13 protein-coding genes and 4 pseudogenes are annotated in these 19,177 nt (G+C 69.7%); 11 read left to right on the top strand and 6 right to left on the bottom strand.

What is annotated here, in order from left to right; all coding sequences use genetic code 11:
* The 3 genes and pseudogenes from ACIQTP_RS14680 to ACIQTP_RS14670 all read left to right on the top strand — a co-directional run.
* Window positions 1-135: pseudogene (locus ACIQTP_RS14680) on the top strand (Hsp20/alpha crystallin family protein); the annotation flags it as partial.
* A gap of 112 nt (window positions 136-247) precedes the next feature.
* Window positions 248-637, top strand: a complete 390-nt coding sequence (locus ACIQTP_RS14675; protein WP_403399815.1) for a DUF2267 domain-containing protein — start codon at window positions 248-250, stop codon at window positions 635-637.
* Between the two features lie 169 nt (window positions 638-806).
* A pseudogene (locus ACIQTP_RS14670) lies at window positions 807-1,186 on the top strand (DUF2267 domain-containing protein).
* Between the two features lie 332 nt (window positions 1,187-1,518).
* On the opposite strand, the gene ACIQTP_RS14665 reads toward ACIQTP_RS14670, so the two are convergent.
* Entirely contained in the window at window positions 1,519-1,857 is a 339-nt protein-coding gene (locus tag ACIQTP_RS14665) for a MerR family transcriptional regulator (protein WP_403399813.1), read from the bottom strand.
* Between the two features lie 1,007 nt (window positions 1,858-2,864).
* Here ACIQTP_RS14665 and ACIQTP_RS14660 point away from each other — a divergent pair.
* A complete protein-coding gene (locus ACIQTP_RS14660; RefSeq protein ID WP_403399853.1) occupies window positions 2,865-3,605 on the top strand; it encodes a DUF6292 family protein in 741 nt (246 codons plus the stop codon).
* Between the two features lie 969 nt (window positions 3,606-4,574).
* On the opposite strand, the pseudogene ACIQTP_RS14655 reads toward ACIQTP_RS14660, so the two are convergent.
* Window positions 4,575-4,811 (bottom strand): annotated as a pseudogene (locus tag ACIQTP_RS14655) (cold-shock protein).
* Between ACIQTP_RS14655 and ACIQTP_RS14650 the strand changes: the two are divergent.
* Window positions 4,773-4,991 (top strand): annotated as a pseudogene (locus ACIQTP_RS14650) (RNase J family beta-CASP ribonuclease); the annotation flags it as partial. The pseudogenes ACIQTP_RS14655 and ACIQTP_RS14650 overlap by 39 nt on opposite strands.
* A 473-nt stretch (window positions 4,992-5,464) precedes the next feature.
* On the opposite strand, the gene ACIQTP_RS14645 reads toward ACIQTP_RS14650, so the two are convergent.
* Window positions 5,465-5,980 carry a hypothetical protein gene (locus ACIQTP_RS14645; RefSeq protein ID WP_403399811.1) on the bottom strand — a complete coding sequence of 172 codons (516 nt, stop codon included), beginning with the start codon at window positions 5,978-5,980 and terminating at the stop codon, window positions 5,465-5,467.
* A gap of 951 nt (window positions 5,981-6,931) precedes the next feature.
* Here ACIQTP_RS14645 and ACIQTP_RS14640 point away from each other — a divergent pair.
* From ACIQTP_RS14640 to ACIQTP_RS14625, 4 genes are all read left to right on the top strand, one after another.
* Window positions 6,932-7,789: a TIM barrel protein gene (locus ACIQTP_RS14640; protein WP_403399810.1), complete on the top strand. Its 858-nt coding sequence runs from the start codon at window positions 6,932-6,934 to the stop codon at window positions 7,787-7,789.
* 44 nt (window positions 7,790-7,833) lie between these two features.
* The gene (locus ACIQTP_RS14635; protein WP_403399808.1) at window positions 7,834-8,751 is read left to right on the top strand and encodes a 2-hydroxy-3-oxopropionate reductase; all 918 of its coding nucleotides are present in this window, start codon (window positions 7,834-7,836) and stop codon (window positions 8,749-8,751) included.
* Window positions 8,752-9,264: 513 nt separating this feature from the next.
* Complete coding sequence (locus ACIQTP_RS14630; protein ID WP_403399805.1) at window positions 9,265-10,722, top strand: catalase; 1,458 nt, start codon at window positions 9,265-9,267, stop codon at window positions 10,720-10,722.
* Window positions 10,723-11,049: 327 nt separating this feature from the next.
* Entirely contained in the window at window positions 11,050-11,286 is a 237-nt protein-coding gene (locus ACIQTP_RS14625) for a hypothetical protein (protein ID WP_403399803.1), read from the top strand.
* Between the two features lie 417 nt (window positions 11,287-11,703).
* On the opposite strand, the gene gcl is transcribed toward ACIQTP_RS14625, so the two are convergent.
* Window positions 11,704-13,488, bottom strand: a complete 1,785-nt coding sequence (gene gcl / locus ACIQTP_RS14620; RefSeq protein WP_403399801.1) for a glyoxylate carboligase — start codon at window positions 13,486-13,488, stop codon at window positions 11,704-11,706.
* Between the two features lie 281 nt (window positions 13,489-13,769).
* Between gcl and ACIQTP_RS14615 the strand changes: the two genes are divergently transcribed.
* Window positions 13,770-14,657 (top strand): hypothetical protein, encoded by an 888-nt coding sequence (locus ACIQTP_RS14615; RefSeq protein ID WP_403399851.1) that lies wholly within the window; start codon window positions 13,770-13,772, stop codon window positions 14,655-14,657.
* Window positions 14,658-14,698: 41 nt separating this feature from the next.
* On the opposite strand, the gene ACIQTP_RS14610 is transcribed toward ACIQTP_RS14615, so the two are convergent.
* Complete coding sequence (locus ACIQTP_RS14610) at window positions 14,699-16,306, bottom strand: AMP-binding protein (protein WP_403399799.1); 1,608 nt, start codon at window positions 16,304-16,306, stop codon at window positions 14,699-14,701.
* On the bottom strand, window positions 16,303-17,982 hold the full coding sequence (locus ACIQTP_RS14605; RefSeq protein ID WP_403399796.1) for an AMP-binding protein: 1,680 nt from the start codon (window positions 17,980-17,982) through the stop codon (window positions 16,303-16,305). Before ACIQTP_RS14605 ends, ACIQTP_RS14610 begins: the two co-directional genes overlap by 4 nt.
* A gap of 101 nt (window positions 17,983-18,083) precedes the next feature.
* Between ACIQTP_RS14605 and ACIQTP_RS14600 the strand changes: the two genes are divergently transcribed.
* Window positions 18,084-18,923, top strand: coding sequence for a response regulator transcription factor (locus tag ACIQTP_RS14600; RefSeq protein WP_403399794.1), 840 nt, complete (start codon window positions 18,084-18,086; stop codon window positions 18,921-18,923).
* The last annotated feature ends 254 nt before the right edge of the window (window positions 18,924-19,177 follow it).

Below are 19,177 nucleotides of genomic sequence, written 5' to 3'. Positions count from 1 at the left end.
ACCCTGGACACCGAGCGCATCACGGCCGACTACGAAGCGGGGGTGCTGACCCTGCGGATCCCCATCGCCGAGCGCGCCAAGCCCCGCAAGATCGCGATCGGCGGGGAGTCCGAGCACAAGCAGATCGGCGGCTGAGGAACCAGTTTCCCGACCGCTCCGACGGCGGAGGACGGCCACCGATCCCCCTCTGGTCCCGTCCTCCGCCCTACGTCCATCGCACAACGACGTGAAGGGGGTAGTGGTGGCCATGCGATGGGAATCATTCCTCGACCACGTGCAGGAACGCGGCGAGTACGCCACACCCCAGGAAGCCGAGCGGGCCGCCCGTACCGTTCTGGCGCTGCTGGGCGCGCACCTGGTGGGCGAGGTCCGGGCCGAGCTGGCCGCCCGGCTCCCGGAGACCTTCGCCCTGGTCCTGCTCAACCCGCTGCAATCCACCGAGCCGCTCCCACCGGAGCGGTTCCTGCGGGCCACCGCGGCGTGGATCGAGGGAGCCACCGAACAGACCGCGGCCTGGGACGTCAGTGCCGTACTGAGCGTGACCGCCGATGCGGCGGGCGAGGAACTCACCCGCCGCATCCTGCTCCAGCTCCCCCCGGGCTACGACCTCCTCTTCGGCCGTCCCGAGCACGCCTGAACCCAGGCACGCGTGACCCGCTCACCACATCAGCAGGGCCGGCCCTGCGCTCCCCCGTCGCCCTTCCCACCGGCAAAAGCGCCCTTGCACGACAAAGGCAATCACTGTCCAATGCTTCAGCTGCATGGACCGGCAGCTGCCGGGACCAGCATGACGTTTTTTTCACCAGATGCTGGAAAGGGTTCGATACCACGGCGCATATCCCACCTGGGAGCGCGCCGAGGACGTCACACGCGCCGTGCTGGGGCCCTCGGCCGCCAGCTCACCGGAGACGAACGCGTCGACCTCGCCGCCTGCCTCCCGACCGAGGCCGCCCTCGCCTTCACCAGCCAGATCCCCGACCCTCAACCGCTCACCGGCTGGGGCTTCGTCAAGGACCACGCCACCCGCACAGGTACCACTCCCGCTGTGGCCCGCTGGGACACCGGCGCCGTCCTCGCCGTCCTCTGCCACCTCGCCGGAACCGCCCTCCTGGACCGCATCCTCAACCAGCTCCCCTCCGGATACGCCCTGCTGTTCGGCCGCGCCGAACTCATCCAGGCCGCCTGACAGCTTCGGACAGGACCAGGCGCCGCGCCCACGGTCATCCCCGCGAACCATTCGCACAGGGGCATCTGTGATGACTGAGGGCGCGGCAGGAACGGGAAGAGGCTCCGCTGACGTCATCACCGGAACCCTGCCATCGGGCTGCTGTTGCCTGCCCGGCCCATGCCGTCATGCACTGACGGCCGTGTGAGCGCCGGGCATCCTGCCCCCTCACCTTCCCTCCCCCGATCACGCCAGCCAGCACAAGAGCGCAGCCGATCAAGGGTTGTAACGGCCTGCCGTCGAGGCCGAGCTGAGCACCAGACCGGAAGACGGAGTTGCTGGTCCAAAGCGCCTCAGGCGGCGGTTGTCGGGTTCGCTGATTCGGCGGCGCGGCGGTATTCGGCGTTGATGCGCTGTGCTTCTTCGAGCTGGTCTTCGAGGATGACGATGCGGCAGGCGGCCTCGATCGGAGTGCCCTGGTCGACGAGCTCCCGGGCGCGAGCGGCGATCCGCAGCTGGTAGCGCGAGTAACGGCGGTGTCCGCCCGCGGAACGCAGCGGGGTGATCAGGCGCGCTTCACCGATGGCACGGAGGAAGCCCTGGGTGGTGCCGAGCATCTCGGCGGCCCGGCCCATCGTGTAGGCGGGGTAATCGTCGTCATCGAGACGGCCGAACGAGTCGTCTGCTGTCATCTGACCTCTCCGTGGAACGCGTCGAGGGGCCCTGGTGCCGTACTGGCACCAGGGCCCCGAAGGAACTTCTACACCATCTGCCGACCCTGATACTGCGCCGGCTTTCTGTTTCCGCAGACCCGACCGAAATGCTGCCGGGGGTACGGGGATCGCGGTTGCTTGACCGGAGACCACCTCACTGTCGATGTCCTGCGGTACCCGGGCTCGACACTCACGCCCGGGCGATCCTGATGGCGCTCGGCCCCTCCGTTCTTTCCCTCTTGTCGTCACTTACTGATCGAGGACTGCGTACTGCTGGTGATGCGAACTGCTCAGTGGCCTGTGACAGCACCACTCTTCGGCAGCCAGCCCCGTCGCCCGTCCTGCGACTGCTCTGGCTTGGAACCCCACTGCCGAACTTCCCGGTGCGCGCGCCCGCAGCCGACGCCTTCACCGAGGTACCGCTCACTGACTCCACTGCTGGGTACTGCGTACCGCACTTGCCGATACCGCCACCGCATTACCTGCGGTCCTACTGATGGTGGCCCCTGATCACTGCGGGCCCCCCGGTCCGGTCGTCAGCCCCGTCGCCGTCCTGCAACAAACATGGCTTCGAAACTCCACCACCGCACCGTCCTACGCACTGCAACAACGTATTGCTACCTGGCAGTTCGTGTCTGCCGGGTCCTGCTGTCTTCCTGGCTACGAGAGAAATCGTAACTGGGCCACCGCCCAATGTCTACTCTGGCCAACATAGATTTCCGCATGGCCAGTGAGGAGGTAATCGAGCTCGAACGACACGGCCACTCCCCCGGCGCCGCCGAGGCGCAACACAGGGAGCGGTGCCAGCCACGCCGAGTTCAGGTCGGTACCATCACCAGCCGTCGTACCCCGCGGACGCGAGCCGGTACGGGTTGCCGCACGCGCTGCGACGGACGTCAATCCGGCCCGGCACGACCTACGGCGACGTCACCGTCCGATCCCGACAGCGGAGAGAGAGTTCCGTGGCCAGCGAACCGAGCCCCCAGATGTCAGCTGAGCTCGCGAGGCGGGCGGGTCACTATGCCGCTGCTGTCGCCGAGTGCCTCCTGGAAGCGGATCTGCCGGTGACCGGGATTCAGAGTTGCGGTCCCTGGCGCGACACGGACGGCGCGTACCTCGACGTCGAGGCCGGCATCTCGTTCACACAGGCATTCGCGGATCAGCATGGCGGGGGCGACTGCGGGCTCCACTGGGCGAGCACGTCCGGCTGGTGTCTCTACACCGCCGACAAGGAGGACCGGTACCTGTCCGGTGTCCGGTGGCCCGGGGCCGGCCTGCTTCCCGAACCCCGGCTCGTCACGGCCTTCGTCGAAGCTTTCCGTCTCGACCCGGCCGGGGCCGGCAGCAGGGAACAGCCGTCCTACCGACAGGAGGGCCAGGACATCCCCACGCTGCTGGACAGCCTGGCCCCCTACCTTCCCGCCCAGCCCTACCTGTTCGAGGAACCCCAGATCCGCTTCGCCGACCTGCACAGACGCGCCTACGAAAACCGCGTGCGGCGGGCACTGGTCTCCCACGCCTCCGCCCCCCTGACCCACCTGTACCTCCGTCAGGGCGAGCTCACAGCCCTGTTGCACATGCTCGAGTACGCCGAAAGCAGCAACCCCAGCGCCTTCAACAGGCTGCTGGCGGCCGACCTCGGCGCCCGCGCAGGCCGGCCCCCCGAAGCCGCGGAGACACACAAAGATGCCCTGCAGGAAGCGAACCACCGCCGGCAAGCGCCTTGAGAGGCGGAGCGCAGAGGCGGAACGTGCCGGTCGGCCGCCCGCTCGCTGCGCCGCCCCGGCAGCTTCCCGCTCCACGCAATCCCGCTCGGCGCGACAGCGCGGGTGGAGCGGGGTCAGGTGCCAGGTCCGCGGGGCCCCGCCCCGCGGGCGCTCGGGGAAACACGCCGGGGCGGGAGTTCATCCCAGTCCGCCCAACGACCAGACGGACCAACCGGTTTGCGGCCGGGCAGCCCAACGGTGTCGCACCTCGCTGAGGGAGGACGGTGGCCGAGGTCGTCGCAGCGGACCAGAAACGGTGTCCAAGAGGGCGGACGGATCGTTTTGACGAACGTGACGGATGATCATTGGATGACCTCCAGCCAGGGCACACCGGCAGGCAACGGCAAACGCAGAGCCGACGCCCGTCTCCCTGAACAAACGCGCCGAAGGTACCCCGCGCACGCCCGTGGCCAGACCCCAGCAGAAGCCCCGGACCAGGGCACACCCGTGTACACACAGCTCGCCGAGGCATGGGCCGCCCGCGGCGCCACCGTTCCCTGCCGCCCCGACCCGCTGTGGCAGCGTCTGGCTTCTCCCGAACACCTCAGGCAGGAGACAGAAAGCATCTTGCGCCAGCTACACCTGGAAGGGACCACCCACCCCGCTGACCGCACACCCCAACCAGCTCAACCGGAGGCAGCCCGCCGTGCGGGTCGATGAGCTCTGCCGGAACGTCCCATGCAGAAGTCCTCGCACGCGGCAACCGCTGTCGACGCGTGGCACGCTGCCCCGCGCCGGCCCCATCGGCGCGCGACGCCGGACTCGACACGGTTCAGGGCCGCGCAGCTGCTGCGCGGCCCTGAACCGTGCATCTCAGTTCCCGCCGACGCGCCGGACAAGCCCAGGCGCCCGTTGTCCGGGGCGGGCGGTACGGCTGCATGGGGCAGCCGTGCGCGCCGAGCGCGGTGCCCACGGGCGGGGTGGGCAAGGTCAGGCGGGGTTGATGTTCTCGGCCTGCGGGCCCTTCTGTCCCTGGGTGACGTCGAACGTCACGATCTGGCGCTCCTGCAGCTCACGGAAGCCCAAGGAGTTGATCGCGGACTAGTGCGCGAGGACATCCGAGCCGCCGGCGTCCTGGGCGATGAAACCGAAGCCCTTCTCCGCGTTGGACCACTTCACAGTTCCCGTGCCGAGACACCCGACTTCCTGGCCCGCGGGTTCGTCCACGACGACACCATCTTCGAACCGGTCATCCCCGTCATCGAGAAGACTCTGGCGACCGCAGCCCGGGAAGGGGTCGGCGACGCACACCAGCTGGAACAGCTCATCGCCCGTGCCGTGCCGAACTGGGCCTTCCGGACCCACCGCCGCAGGCCCCTCATCATCCCCGTCGTCATCGACGCCTGACCGGCGGCACCCTTCCCCACGCCTGCCCTATCGGCAGCAGGGACGGTTTCCCGCCGGCGTCCACACCTGCCCAGAGCGACGTTCCAGACACCGACTTCGGGCACCGACTGTGCGACAGAAAGGAAAACGGATAAGCCCACTCGGCCCGCACCCGCTCCTCGCGGCGTTCGTCGTGCCAGATCACGTCCACCAAGTGCGAGACGAGCTTGACCAGGTCGGCGGCCCTCGTACACTCGTGCCACCCGGTCAGATCCCGCGGCTCGCTGCGACACCGTTTCGCGGCGCGTGAGGCGAAGTCATAAAACCTCAGCTCGGACGCGTCCACGCCCACCTGGTGCTCCACCAGCCCACGGTCGTCCCCTAGATCTCCCGGCGCTCGGGCAAGGCCGGGGGGTCCGCATCATGGCGGGCCGTCGACCGGCGCGGAACGGGACCCTGCGGTGCTGAACGCGGAGTCGGCATGCCCGGAAGGTTCAGCAGGGGGTCGATCTCCCGCGCATATGCCCCGCGTCGGCCTTGAGGTCAGCCACCACCGGATGAAGGGACACCAGCCGCGTGGGGACTCGGACCGCCGGTGCACCCGTCTTCGGTCGCTGGCTCCGGGCATTGGGATGCGGGCCTTCCGCGAGGAAGAACTCCAGCCCGGGCCCGCCATACGGCACCTTCTCGATGCGTTTTCCCTCCGGCTCCATGCCATGGCGCTTCGCGTAGTTGACGACCCGCCGCCATTCCGCGATCTCCTTGTCATCGGCATGGGCGAACCGGACGTGTCCTTCGGCGAGGAGCCGTTCGACCAACTCGCGAGCCTTCTCTCTCCGCGCACGGGCAACGGGCCGCTCGCGGTACGGCGTCGGAGAGTCGGCGGGCGCCGACGGCTCACTGCGGTCGGCAGGCTCCGCATCGTCGGGATGGCCGCCGTGACGCAGGTAGAACCGTCCGGCCTCAGTGACCTCCGCACGGGCAGCACCGCCGCCCTTGTCCAACGTCAAAAGCCCACGGTCGCGCAGGGCATACGCCGAGCGCCACTCCCCCGGCGCCCAGGCGCCGGGTTCCTCCCCTGCCGCGATCCGCTCAAGAAGTGCGCGCTGCCGTTCGTTCGGAGCAGGCCGTCGTTCCACAGCCTCCAGCCCACACCGCACAGGCACGGCCTGTACAGACCCGAAAGAGCGGCTCCTTGCCGCCGTAGTCCCTATGGACTTGCGGCTGCATCACCGAGAGCGTCACCAGTTCGCGACGGGGCACCGATCCTGGCCAGCTTGAAGGTGTTTGAGCTGCCGAAAATCCGTCTGACATTCCATCAGAACGAGCGTCAAATGAGCGTCAAGATACCTCGGAGAGCGTCATTTCACCGTCGAGACATCGCCCGTAACGCATGGCGACACACTCCACATGATGCGTCATCGGAAAACAGGTGCACGGAGTCGAGCCTGACCACCCCAGTCCAGCATGCGCGAGGGGGGAACAGGACAGGATGACGCCAGAACGCGCCCGGAGCCATGCCGACATGCGGCGCGCCTCCCGGCCGCTGGCCCGTCAAACACTTGCGGCGCAGCAAGTGGCGGGCACCCCCGTCCTGCACAGGCGCCGCTTGCGCGGATCGAGCCGGGGACCACTGCGACCGCCTCCCACAGGGCACACGCAGGGCACACACGCCCGGAAAACACTGCGAAGCAACGCGAACGACCGAGGGGTGTTTCCGCAGGTCAGAACAGATGGGTGCACATTCACGCAGGTCAGTGCCACGCCGCAGCACTCCACTCTCGATCGCACGCGCTCAACCTACTGCGCGGTGTCGATTTTCCGGCAGCCCCCTCTTGACAAGCCTCGACACCCGACGGCAGTCTTCCATTAAGCAGAAATCAACTTCCGCAATACGGAATTCAATGACGTCTCGACTCTCGCCGCCGAACGTCTCGACACGGAAGGGAGCGCCGAGCCACATGCCGGGTTCCGAATGGGGCACAGCCACCGAGCAGCGCTTCAACGTCAACCTGTCGATCCTCTTCACGGAACTCCCGCTCCTGGAGCGCCCCGCGGCCGCCGCCGCGGCGGGCTTCACCGCGGTCGAGCTGTGGTGGCCCTGGGTCGACTCCCCCACCCCCGAGCGGTCCGAACTCGACGCCCTGAAGAAGGCGATCGAGGACGCGGGCGTCCAGCTCACGGGGCTGAACTTCTACGCCGGACAGCTGCCCGGTCCCGACCGGGGCGCACTGTCGATCCCCGGCGCGGAGTCGGAGAGGTTCCGCGCCAACATCGACGTGGCGGCCGACTTCGCACGGTCGCTGGGCTGCAAGGCCCTCAACGCGCTGTACGGCAACCGTGTCGAGGGCGTGGAGGCGGCCGAGCAGGACGCGCTCGCGCTGGAGAACCTGGCGCTCGCGGCACGGGCCGCCGACCGGATCGGCGCGATCCTTCTGATCGAGACCCTCAACCAGCCCGAGTCACCGCTCTATCCCCTGGTGAGCGCCCCGGCGGGAGTCGCCGTCGTCGACAGGGTCAACGAGGCGACCGGCCTCGGCAACGCCAGGTTCCTCATGGACCTGTACCACTTGTCCATGAACGGCGAGGACCTGCCGTCGGCGATCGAGCGGTACGCCGCGAAGACCGGCCACGTGCAGATCGCCGACAACCCCGGCCGCGGTGCCCCGGGCACCGGGACCCTGCCCCTGGAGGACCTGCTCGGCCGCCTGCGCAAGGCCGGTTACGAGGGCTGGGTCGGCCTGGAGTACAAGCCGGGCGACCGTCCGAGCGCGGCGGCCTTCGACTGGCTGCCGGCCGAGGCCCGAGCCGCCCGCTGAGCGGCAACTCATCGACGTATCACAGCAGTCAGAGAGGCACCCTGATGAGCAGCACCCTTGCAGATTCCTCCCACCCGACCCGCCCGTCGATCGCGTGGATCGGCCTCGGCATCATGGGCTCCCCCATGTCGGAGAACCTGGTCAAGGCCGGGTACGACGTCACCGGGTTCACGCTGGAGCAGGACAAGCTGGAGCGCCTCGCCGCCGCGGGCGGTACGGCCGCCGGTTCGATCGCCGAGGCCGTGCGGGACGCCGACGTGGTGATCACGATGGTGCCCGCCTCCCCGCACGTCGAGGCCATCGCGTACGGCCCCGAGGGCATCCTGGAGAACGTGAGGTCCGGCGCGCTGCTGATCGACATGTCGTCGATCACCCCGCAGACCTCCGTGGACCTCGCGAAGGCGGCCGCCGCGAAGGGGGTCCGGGTTCTGGACGCTCCCGTGTCCGGCGGTGAGGCCGGGGCGATCGAGGCCGTACTGTCGATCATGGTCGGCGGCGAGCAGGCCGACTTCGACGAGGCCGAGCCGATCTTCGAGGCGCTCGGCAAGACCATCGTGCTCTGCGGGCCGCACGGCTCCGGCCAGACCGTGAAGGCCGCGAACCAGCTGATCGTCGCCGTGAACATCCAGGCGTGCGCCGAGGCCGTGGTCTTCCTGGAGAAGTCCGGCGTGGACCTGAAGGCCGCGCTCGACGTCCTGGGCGGCGGTCTCGCCGGCTCCACCGTACTGGCGCGGAAGAAGGACAACTTCCTGAACCGCGACTTCAAGCCGGGCTTCCGCATCGACCTGCACCACAAGGACATGGGCATCGTCACGGACGCCGCCCGCACGGTCGGCGCCGCGCTGCCGGTGGGCTCCGTGGTCGCCCAGCTCGTCGCCTCCCTGCGCGCCCAGGGCGATGGCGGCCTCGACCACTCGGCCCTCCTGCGATCCGTGGAGCGCCTCTCGGGCGCCCAGCTCTGAGACGTCGACCGCGGCACCGGCAGCTCGGGCGCAGCCCGACACGCCGGACGCAGCCCCAATACGCCAGTCGCAGCCCTGGAGCCTCGGAGGCGGCCCGACACGACGGGCGCCGCTCCGGCACGCCGGCGCGGCCCTCACACCGAGCGCAGCCTGACGGCGTCAGGCACAGCCTCGACGCACCGGGCGCGGCCCTGGCACCGCGGACGGAGCCCGATACGTAGGACTCCTTCCCGATACACGAGGCGCGACCCTGGTACCTCGGGCGCGGCCTCGTACAGCGAGCGCGGCCTGCCGTGCCGTGCGCGGCCCCGATACGTCGGGCGCGGCCCCGGGAACTCCGGGGCGGTTTTGAGACTTCCGGGTGGTGTCGTCGCTGACACCTGTCCTGTCGCGCCCAAGCGGTGACGCCACCCGGAACCCACTTCAACAAACTGTTGACGTTCGGAACGCCCCAAACCTAGGCTCCACAAAGCGGAAGTCGCTTTCCGCTGCCCCTCGCATGGAAGGTCCACGATGTCGAAGCGCGTGCTTACGACCGAGTCCGGCGCTCCCGTCGCCGACAACCAGAACTCAGCCACCGCCGGCGCAGGCGGCCCTCTCCTCCTTCAGGACCAGCACCTCCTGGAGAAGCTCGCCCGGTTCAACCGCGAGCGCATCCCGGAGCGCGTCGTGCACGCCCGCGGCTCCGGCGCGTACGGCCACTTCGAGGTCACGGACGACGTCACCGGCTTCACCCACGCCGACTTCCTGAACACGGTCGGCAAGCGCACCGAGGTCTTCCTGCGCTTCTCCACCGTGGCCGACAACCTGGGCGGCGCGGACGCGGTCCGCGACCCGCGTGGCTTCGCGGTCAAGTTCTACACGGAGGAGGGGAATTACGACCTCGTCGGGAACAACACCCCGGTCTTCTTCATCAAGGACCCGCTCAAGTTCCCCGACTTCATCCACTCCCAGAAGCGCGACCCGTTCACGGGCAAGCAGGAGCCGGACAACGTCTGGGACTTCTGGGCGCACGCACCCGAGGCCACGCACCAGGTGACCTGGCTGATGGGCGACCGCGGCATCCCCGCCTCGTACCGGCACATGAACGGCTACGGCTCGCACACCTACCAGTGGACGAACGCCGAGGGCGAGGCCTTCTTCGTCAAGTACCACTTCAAGACGAACCAGGGCGTCCGCAGCCTCTCCACCGAGCAGGCGCAGGAGATCGCGGGCAGGGACCCCAACTCCCACCAGACGGACCTGCTCCAGGCGATCGAGCGGGGCGTGCGCCCCTCCTGGACCCTCTACGTCCAGATCATGCCCGCGGCCGAGGCGGCGGACTACCGCTTCAACCCCTTCGACCTCACCAAGGTGTGGCCGCACAAGGACTTCCCGCTCCAGCGCGTGGGCCGGCTGGTCCTGGACCGCAATCCCGACAACGTCTTCGCCGAGGTCGAGCAGGCCGCGTTCTCCCCGAACAACTTCGTTCCGGGCGTCGGCCCCTCCCCCGACAAGATGCTGCAGGGCCGGCTGTTCGCCTACGCGGACGCCCACCGCTACCGCCTCGGCGTCAACCACACCCAGCTCGCGGTGAACGCGCCGAAGGCCACGGCCGCGGACAACTACGGCCGCGACGGCTTCATGGCATCCAACGCGCAGGGCCGCACCGCCAAGAACTACGAGCCGAACTCCTACGGCGGCCCGGCCGAGACCGGCCGCCCGCTGTCGGCCCCGCTGGCCGTCGCCGGCTGGACCGGCGCCCACGAGGCTCCCCTCCACCCCAAGGACGACGACTTCTTCCAGGCGGGCGAGCTCTACCGCCTGATGTCGGCCGAGGAGCGGTCCCGGCTGATCGCGAACATCGCCGGCGGCCTCGCACAGGTCTCCCGCGACGACGTCGTCGAGAAGAACCTCGCCCACTTCCACGCCGCCGACCCGGAGTACGGCCGGCGCGTGGCGGAAGCGGTCCACGCCCTGCGCGAGGACTGACCCCCTGACCGCGTCACCGGGCCAGACGGGAGGTCGGCCCGGTGACGCGCGGCCCGCGAGGACCCGAGCGACCCGGATGAGGGGTGGTCGCCGGTGGCACGCGGGCACGACGAGGACCGCGGCGGATGCGAGCCAGTGCGGTGGTGAAGGTCCCGGGACCCCCTTCTCGACCTGAGGGAAGGCCGGTCCCGGTTCCGTCGCGGCCGCCGCGGTCCCCGTCACACACCGAGCGAGGCGCCGGGTACGGACTCCGTATCCGGCGTCTCCGCGTACTCCCGAGCGTGCTCCCGGGGTGCGGAGTCGGCCGGAGCACAGCAGCCTGAATGCATGGACTATCCCAGCATCGTCGTGCACGCCCCGGCACTGGACGGCTCGCGACGGGTCACCATGGGGGACGAGACGCTCGGTGTCGCCTATCACCTCGACGACGTCATCGAGATCCTGCGGCGGGCCGAGGTCGACCTGGACGAGATCGAGGTCGACAAGACCGACATCATCGACTGGCAGGGCGGCGGCCCCGACCACTGGCCGGGATTCGAGGAGCTCGAGCTCCCGGAGGACTGAGCACACGCCTCGAACACGTACTCCAGTGGACGTACGCCGGCTACGCAACCCTCAAATCAAGCTCTGAACACGGCCCCAGGGGCTTCAACTCACCCCGGTGATGGGCACATTCTCGGCACACGGGGCCCGCCGGCACGGGGGCGGCGGGCCTCGCGACGGGGGAACGGGGAAAACGGGGGTACGGGGGTACAGCACAGGGAGCAACACCAGGGGCGGGGGGGCCCATAGGGGTGGGCGGCCCGGGGCGGGGGGGGGCGGGGGGGGAGAGCAAGAGGGGGCGCTTGGTGTGGGGGGGGGGGGGCCCCCCGGCGGGGGCTCCGGTCTATCGGGGGTCGCGGGGCCAACCCCCCCGGCCCCACCCCGGGGGCCGCACCCCCCACCGGCCCCCCCGCCCCTGGTACGTGCGGGACGCGTACGTCAGACCTTCAGCGTCCTGATGGACGTGGGCGCGTGGCCCGGCTCGGTCGCGATCTCCTCGAACTCCACGACGTTTCCGATGTCGTTCGTCGTGGACATCGAGATGTTGGTGACGCGCTCCAGGATCGCCTCGACGACGACCGGCACCCGGTACTCGGCGGCGAGCTTCTTGGCCTGCTCGAAGGCGGCGCCCAGCTCAGCCGGGTCGGTGACGCGGATCGCCTTGCAGCCGAGTCCCTCGACGACCTTGACGTGGTCGACACCGTAGACGCCGAGCTCGGGCGAGTTGATGTTCTCGAACTCCAGCTTCACCTGGAAGTCGATGTCGAAGGCCCGCTGCGCCTGGCGGATCAGGCCCAGGTAGGAGTTGTTGACCAGGACATGGACGTACGGGATCCGGTGCTGGGCGCCGACGGCCAGTTCCTCGATCATGAACTGGAAGTCGTAGTCGCCGGAGAGGGCGACGACGGAGGCCTCCGGGTCGGCCTTGGCGACGCCCAGCGCGGCCGGGATCGTCCAGCCGAGCGGTCCCGCCTGGCCGCAGTTGATCCAGTGCCGGGGCCGGTAGACGTGCAGCATCTGGGCGCCGGCGATCTGCGAGAGGCCGATGGTGGAGACGTACCGGGTCTCCGGGCCGAAGGCCTTGTTCATCTCCTCGTAGACGCGCTGCGGCTTGATCGGGATGTCGTCGAAGTGCGTACGGCGCTGGAGGGTCGCCCTGCGCTCCTGGGCGGAGGCGGCCCACGCGGAGCGGTCCGGCAGCCGGCCCTCGGCCCTGAGTTCCTTCGCCACCTGGACGAACAGCGCGAGCGCGGCCTTCGCGTCGGAGGCGATGCCGTAGTCCGGGGCGAAGATCTTGCCGATCTGGGTGGGCTCGATGTCGACGTGCACGAAGGTGCGGCCCGCCGTGTAGACGTCCAGCTTGCCGGTGTGGCGGTTGGCCCAGCGGTTGCCGATACCGAGGACGAAGTCGGACTCCAGGAAGGTCGCGTTGCCGTAGCGGTGCGAGGTCTGCAGGCCCACCATGCCGGCGTTCAGCTCGTGGTCGTCGGGCAGGACGCCCCAGCCCATCAGGGTGGGGACGACCGGGACGCCCGTCAAATCGGCGAATTCCACGAGGAGTTCGCTGGCGTCGGCGTTGATGACACCGCCGCCGGCGACGATCAGCGGCCGCTCGGACTCGTTCAGCAGCCCGATCGCCTTCTCGATCTGGGCGCGGGTGGCGGCGGGCTTGTACGCCTGGAGCGGCTCGTACGTCTCCGGGTCGAACTCGATCTCGGTGAGCTGGACGTCGACGGGCAGGTCGATGAGGACCGGGCCCGGACGGCCGGAGCGCATGAGGTGGAAGGCCTGCTGGAAGACGCCGGGGACCTGGGCCGCCTCCAGCACGGTGACCGCCATCTTGGTCACCGGCTTCGCGATCGAGGCGATGTCGACGGCCTGGAAGTCCTCTTTGTGGAGCACGGCGGTCGGCGCCTGGCCCGTGATGCACAGGATCGGGATCGAGTCCCCGATGGCGGAGTAGAGGCCGGTGATCATGTCGGTGCCGGCGGGCCCCGACGTACCGATGCAGACACCGATGTTGCCCGGGTGGGTGCGGGTGTAGCCCTCCGCCATGTGCGAGGCGCCCTCGACATGGCGGGCGAGGGTGTGGCTGATCCCCCCGGAGGCCTTGAGGGCCGCGTAGAAGGGGTTGATCGCCGCGCCCGGGACCCCGAACGCGTCGCTGACGCCCTCGCGCTTGAGGATCTCTACTGCCGCGCGGGCAGCGGTCATACGAGCCATGGAGTACTCCTGCTTCGGCTGTCGGATTCGCGCTCCCGTCGCGCCCCGCGGAGAGCTGGTGATTCCTGGTGATTCCACAGTGCAGCAATTCCACATTGCGGAAGTTAACTTCTACTATCTGGAAGTAATGTAGGTGGCGTACCGAAGAGCGTCAAGGGCGCGCACCGGGCTGGATCCACCGGAGGGAAGGGGGCCGGGTTGTCGGAGCGTTTCGCTGCCGTGGACCCCTTGCCTGGAGGACGATGGACACGCTGTCCCGACGTGACGTCCTGGAGTGGGCCATGGCCGAGAGCGTGCCGGTGCGGTGTCCGGCCTGCCGTCGCGAGCATCTCTTTGCCGCGCCGTCGTACCCGTGCGTGTGCGGCGCCCCCGTCACGCCCCCGCTCGACCGCCTCGCCGATCCCGCGCCGGTCACCCACCGCACTTGGGACGAGGACTGGGTCACGGTCCCCTGCGACACCTGCGGGCGCGCGGACCAGTGGCCCCATCCGGAACTGGGCTGCCCCTGCGGAGCCATGCTGCGGATTCCGGTACGAGGGGTACGGCGCCCCCTGCGCGCGGAGGTCATGCCGGGCATCGGTGCCCCCGCGGACCTGGAGACGGAACCGGAACCGGAGGCGGCACCACACACCCCCGAGCCACCGCCGTCCAGTACCGCCGGGTCGCCACCCCTCACTACCGCCGGGTCGCCACCCCTCAGTACCGCAGGGTCGTCACCCTCCCCCGCCACGCCGGGAAGCCCCCTCATCCCCGACCACGTCCCGCTGCCCCGCACCACCCCGACACCGCGCCCGGTGTTCCAGCCGGTGACCATCCGCACCGCCCGGGACGCCGTGACGGCGGCCGCGTTGTATCTGCGGTGGCTCGGCTACCGAGACATCCGCAGGGCGGACCAGCGCCCGCCCTCGGGCATCGGACTCGCCGCCCGCGGCATCCTGGCGCAGGTGGACCCCACCGTCCGCCCGGCCACACTGCGCGACGTGGAGTGCCTGTGGCTGACGGCCATGTCGGAGTCCACGGGATCCGTCTACTTCTCCCTGGCCGGGTACGCGGACGACGCCCGCCGCCGCGCCGACACCCTCGGGATCCCCCTCTTCGTCCTCGACCTCACGGGCACCCCCCAGCCGGTGAACACCCACGCCGACGAACTCCTCGCCACCGGGGCCTGAATCCCGATAGGCGGGCCTGAACCCCGGCAGGGGGAAGCGTCCTACTCGGCGTACGTCTGCCGCAGTTCGATCTTGCGGACCTTCCCCGACACCGTCATCGGGAAGGACTCCAGGACCTGCAGGCGGCTGGGGATCTTGTAGTGGGCCAACCGGTCCTCGCAGAAGGCGCGCAGTTCCTCCAGCGTCAAGGGGTCGGCCGGGTCGAGCGGGATGACGCAGGCGAGCACCTCCTCGCCGTAGCGCTCGTGGGGCACTCCGACCACCTGGACATCGGCGATCTTCGGATGGGCGTAGAGGAACTCCTCGATCTCGCGCGGGTAGATGTTCTCGCCGCCGCGGATGATCATGTCCTTGATGCGGCCGACGATCTCGACGTACCCGTCCTCACGCATCACGGCGAGGTCGCCCGTGTGCATCCAGCGCCCCGCGTCGACGGCCTCGGCGGTCTTCTCGGGCTCGTTCCAGTAGCCGAGCATCACGCTGTAGCCGCGGGTGCACAGCTCTCCGGCGGTGCCGCGGGGCTGCGTCACCCCCTCCGCCGGGTCGACGACCTTCACCTCCAGGTGCGGGAGCACCCGGCCGACGGTGCCGGTGCGGTGCTCCAGGTCGTCGTCCCTGCGGGTCTGGAGGGACACGGGCGAGGTCTCGGTCATGCCGTAGCAGATGGAGACCTCCGCCATGTGCATCTCGGCGACCACCCGCTTCATCACCTCGACCGGGCAGGGCGAGCCCGCCATGATGCCGGTGCGCAGCGAGGACAGGTCGTAGGTCGCGAAGCCGGGGAGGTTCAACTCCGCGATGAACATGGTCGGTACGCCGTACAGCGACGTGCAGCGCTCGTCCTGGACCGCGCGGAGCGTCGCCGCCGGATCGAAGGAGGGCGCGGGGATGACCATGCAGGCGCCGTGCGAGGTCGCCGCGAGGTTGCCCATGACCATGCCGAAGCAGTGGTAGAAGGGGACGGGGATGCAGATCCGGTCCTGCTCGCTGTAGGCGATCGAATCGCCCACGAAATAGCCGTTGTTGAGGATGTTGTGGTGGGAGAGGGTCGCCCCCTTGGGGAAGCCCGTGGTGCCCGAGGTGTACTGGATGTTGATGGGGTCGTCGCAGGACAACTCGCTCTTGCGGATCCGGAACTCCTCGTGGAGATCGGGGGTCCCGCGTCCGATCAGGGCGTCCCAGCTCGGGTCGCCGATGTAGACGGCCTCCCGCAACTGCGGGCATCTGCCGCGCACTTGCTCGACCATCGCCCGGTAGTCGCTGGTCTTGTGGCTGAGGGAGGCGAAGAGCAGCGAGATGCCTGCCTGCCGGAGGACGTACTCGACCTCGTGGGTGCGGTAGGCCGGGTTGATGTTCACCATGACCGCGCCGACGCGGGCGGTGGCGTACTGGACGAGCACCCACTCCGGGCAGTTGACCGCCCAGATGCCCACCCGGTCGCCCTTGGCGACGCCGGTGGCCAGCAGCGCGTACGCCAACTCGTCGACGTCCGCGGAGAACTGGGCGTACGTCCAGCGCCGCCCGGACGGCACGTCGACGAGCGCCTCCCGGTCCGGCCAGGCCGCGACCGCCCGGTCCAGGTTGGCCCCGATGGTGTCGCCGAGCAGGGTCGTCGCGCTCGTCCCGTGCGCGTAGGAGAGTGCGTTCACCGGAAGTCCTCCTCGCGGTACTCGGCGTCCGAGCCCGCGGCCGTGGCCTCGCGCAGCTCGATCCGGCGGATCTTGCCGGAGATGGTCTTGGGGAGTGTGCCGAACTCCAGACGGCGGATGCGCTTGTACGGCGCGAGCACCGTCCGCGAGTGTTCGAAGAGCACCTTCGCCAGGTCGGGGCCGGGTTCGTGGCCCGCCGCGAGCACGACGTACGCCTTCGGGACGGCGAGCCGCAGCTCGTCGGGGGCCGGGACGACGGCCGCCTCCGCCACCGCCGCGTGCTCCAGCAGGGCGCTCTCCAGCTCGAAGGGCGAGATCTTGTAGTCGGAGGCCTTGAACACGTCGTCGGCGCGGCCGACGTAGGTGATGTATCCGTCCTCGTCCCGGGCGCCGATGTCACCGGTGCGGTAGTAGCCGCCCGCCATCGCCTCCGCCGTGCGGTCGGCGGCGCCGTGGTAGCCGGTCATCACGCCCACCGGCCGCGCCGACAGATCGAGCGCGATCTCCCCCTCCACCGCCCCGGGCGCACCCGAGACCGGGTCGAGGAGTTCGACGCGGAAGCCGGGACTTGGCCGTCCCATGGAGCCCGTCTTGAGCTGCTGTCCGGGGCTGTTGGAGACCTGGACGGCCGTCTCGGTCTGCCCGAAGCCGTCCCGGATGGTGACGCCCCAGGCGCGCCGTACCTGCTCGATGACCTCCGGGTTCAGCGGCTCGCCGGCGGCGACGGCCTCACGCGGCGGGGTGCGCAGCTGCGTCAGGTCGGCCTGGATGAGCATCCGCCACACCGTGGGCGGGGCGCAGAAGGTGGTGACGCCCGCCCGGTCCATCTCCGCCATCAGCCGGCCCGCGTCGAAGCGCGTGTAGTTGTGGATGAAGACGGTCGCCTCCGCGTTCCAGGGCGCGAACAGGTTGGACCAGGCGTGCTTGGCCCAGCCGGGCGAGGAGATGTTCAGATGCACGTCGCCGGGCTTGAGCCCGATCCAGTACATCGTCGCCAGATGACCGATCGGGTAGGAGGCGTGGGTGTGCTCGACGAGCTTGGGGTGGGCGGTGGTGCCGGAGGTGAAGTAGAGCATCAGGGGGTCGTCCGAGTGGGTGACCCCCTCGGGCTCGAAGCCCGGGTCGGCGGTGTACGCCTCCTCGTACGACTGCCAGCCGGGCCGTGCTCCACCGACCGTGATCCGGGTCTGGCGGCCGGGCACTTCGTCGAACTTCTCCGCCTCCTCGGCGCGCGCGATCACATGCCGGACGCGGCCGCGCTCGACCCGGTCGCGCAGGTCGGCGGGGCCCAGCAGGGTGGTCGCGGGGATGACGACGGCGCGCAGCTTCATCGCGGCGAGTGCCGTCTCCCACAGCTCGACCTGGTTGCCGAGCATGACCAGGACGCGGTCCTCGGCGCGTACACCCCGCGCGCGCAGCCAGTTGGCCACCCGGTTCGAACGCTCGGAGAGGGCGGCGAAGGAGAACTCGGCGCGCTCGCCGTCCTCCTCGACGATGTGCAGGGCGGTGCGGTCGTTGCCCCGTGCGATGACGTCGAACCAGTCGAGCGCCCAGTTGAAGGACTCCGGGCGGGGCCAGTCGAAGCCCTCGTACGCGGTGGCGTAGTCCGCACGGTGCTTCAGCAGGAAGTCCCGCGCGGCGCGGAACTCGTCCGTCGCACCGTTCGTCACCGTCATGTGTCCTCCTCGTTGCCGCACAGCCGCTTACCATCGTGTATTCCGTGATGGAGGTCTCACCACCCCCGAACGGGGGTACGCCGCGACGAAGGGGCGAACACGTGGCAGCAGACACGGCCGAGGCGGTGGAGATGCGTGGTGCGCTGGTACGACTGCGGCGCGCCACGGGACTGCCGGTCGCCTTCGGCGGCCTCGTCGAACCCGGTCGCGCCCAGGTACGTATCAGCGAACTCAGCGGTACGGCGACGCCCGCGCTCAGCGCCCTCGCCGTGTCCTCGGGCAACGGCCTGGGCGGCAAGGCGGTCGCGCTGGCCCGGCCCTGTGCGGTGACGGACTACTCCGCCTCCCGGCGGATCAGCCACGAGTACGACGTGGCGGTCGCCACGGAGGGCCTGTGTTCCGTGATCGCCGTACCCGTCGTCGTACGCCGCCGGGTGCGCGGGGTGTTGTACGGCGCCCTGCGCACGGCCCAGCCCCTGGGTGACCGCACGTTCGGCGCGGCGGTGGCGGCGGCCCGGGACGTGGAGCAGGCGCTGGTCGTACGGGACGAGGCGCAGGGGCTGCTGACCGTCGCCAGGGAGCCCGAACCGGCGGTCGGAAGCCCCTCGTGGGAAGAGGTCCGCGAGGCGCACGGGGCGCTGCGGGCACTGGCGCCGCGCATCGTCGACCCGGCGCTGCGGGCCGAACTGCTCGACGTGTGCGGGCGGCTGGCCGGTGCGGCGGCGTCCGACGCCCGGACGCCTCACACCGCCCTCGCTCCGCGCGAGGTGGACGTCCTCGCCTGCGTCGCGGCGGGAGCCACCAACGGGGGTGCCGCCGAGCGGTTGGGGCTGCGACCGGAGACGGTCAAGGGGTATCTGCGCTCGGCCATGCGCAAGCTTGGTGCGCACACTCGGCTGGAGGCGGTGGTCGCCGCGCGGCGAGCCGGATTTCTGCCCTAGCTCTCCGACCGCCTCGGCCTTGGCCGCTCCGCGGCCTTTGCTCCGTCGCTCCGCGAAGGTTTCCCACCCAACCACCCCTTATGCCCGCTCCGCGGCCCCCGTCACCAGCCGCTCCGCGGCGTCCTCCTGGCGTTCTTCATTCAGACGGCGGCGCTCTGAAATGCGTTATGCCAACACTCCTGTTATTTCCCTCACCACCCTGAGACTCCGAAATTCAAAGAGTCGTTGCCTAATATTGGCTCGGACACGACATG

Origin of the sequence: Streptomyces sp. NPDC090798, from assembly GCF_044768965.1 — a bacterium.
GTDB lineage: Bacteria > Actinomycetota > Actinomycetes > Streptomycetales > Streptomycetaceae > Streptomyces.
Note: the sequence above shows the minus strand (reverse complement) of the source record. Positions and strands in the feature narration are given on the sequence as shown.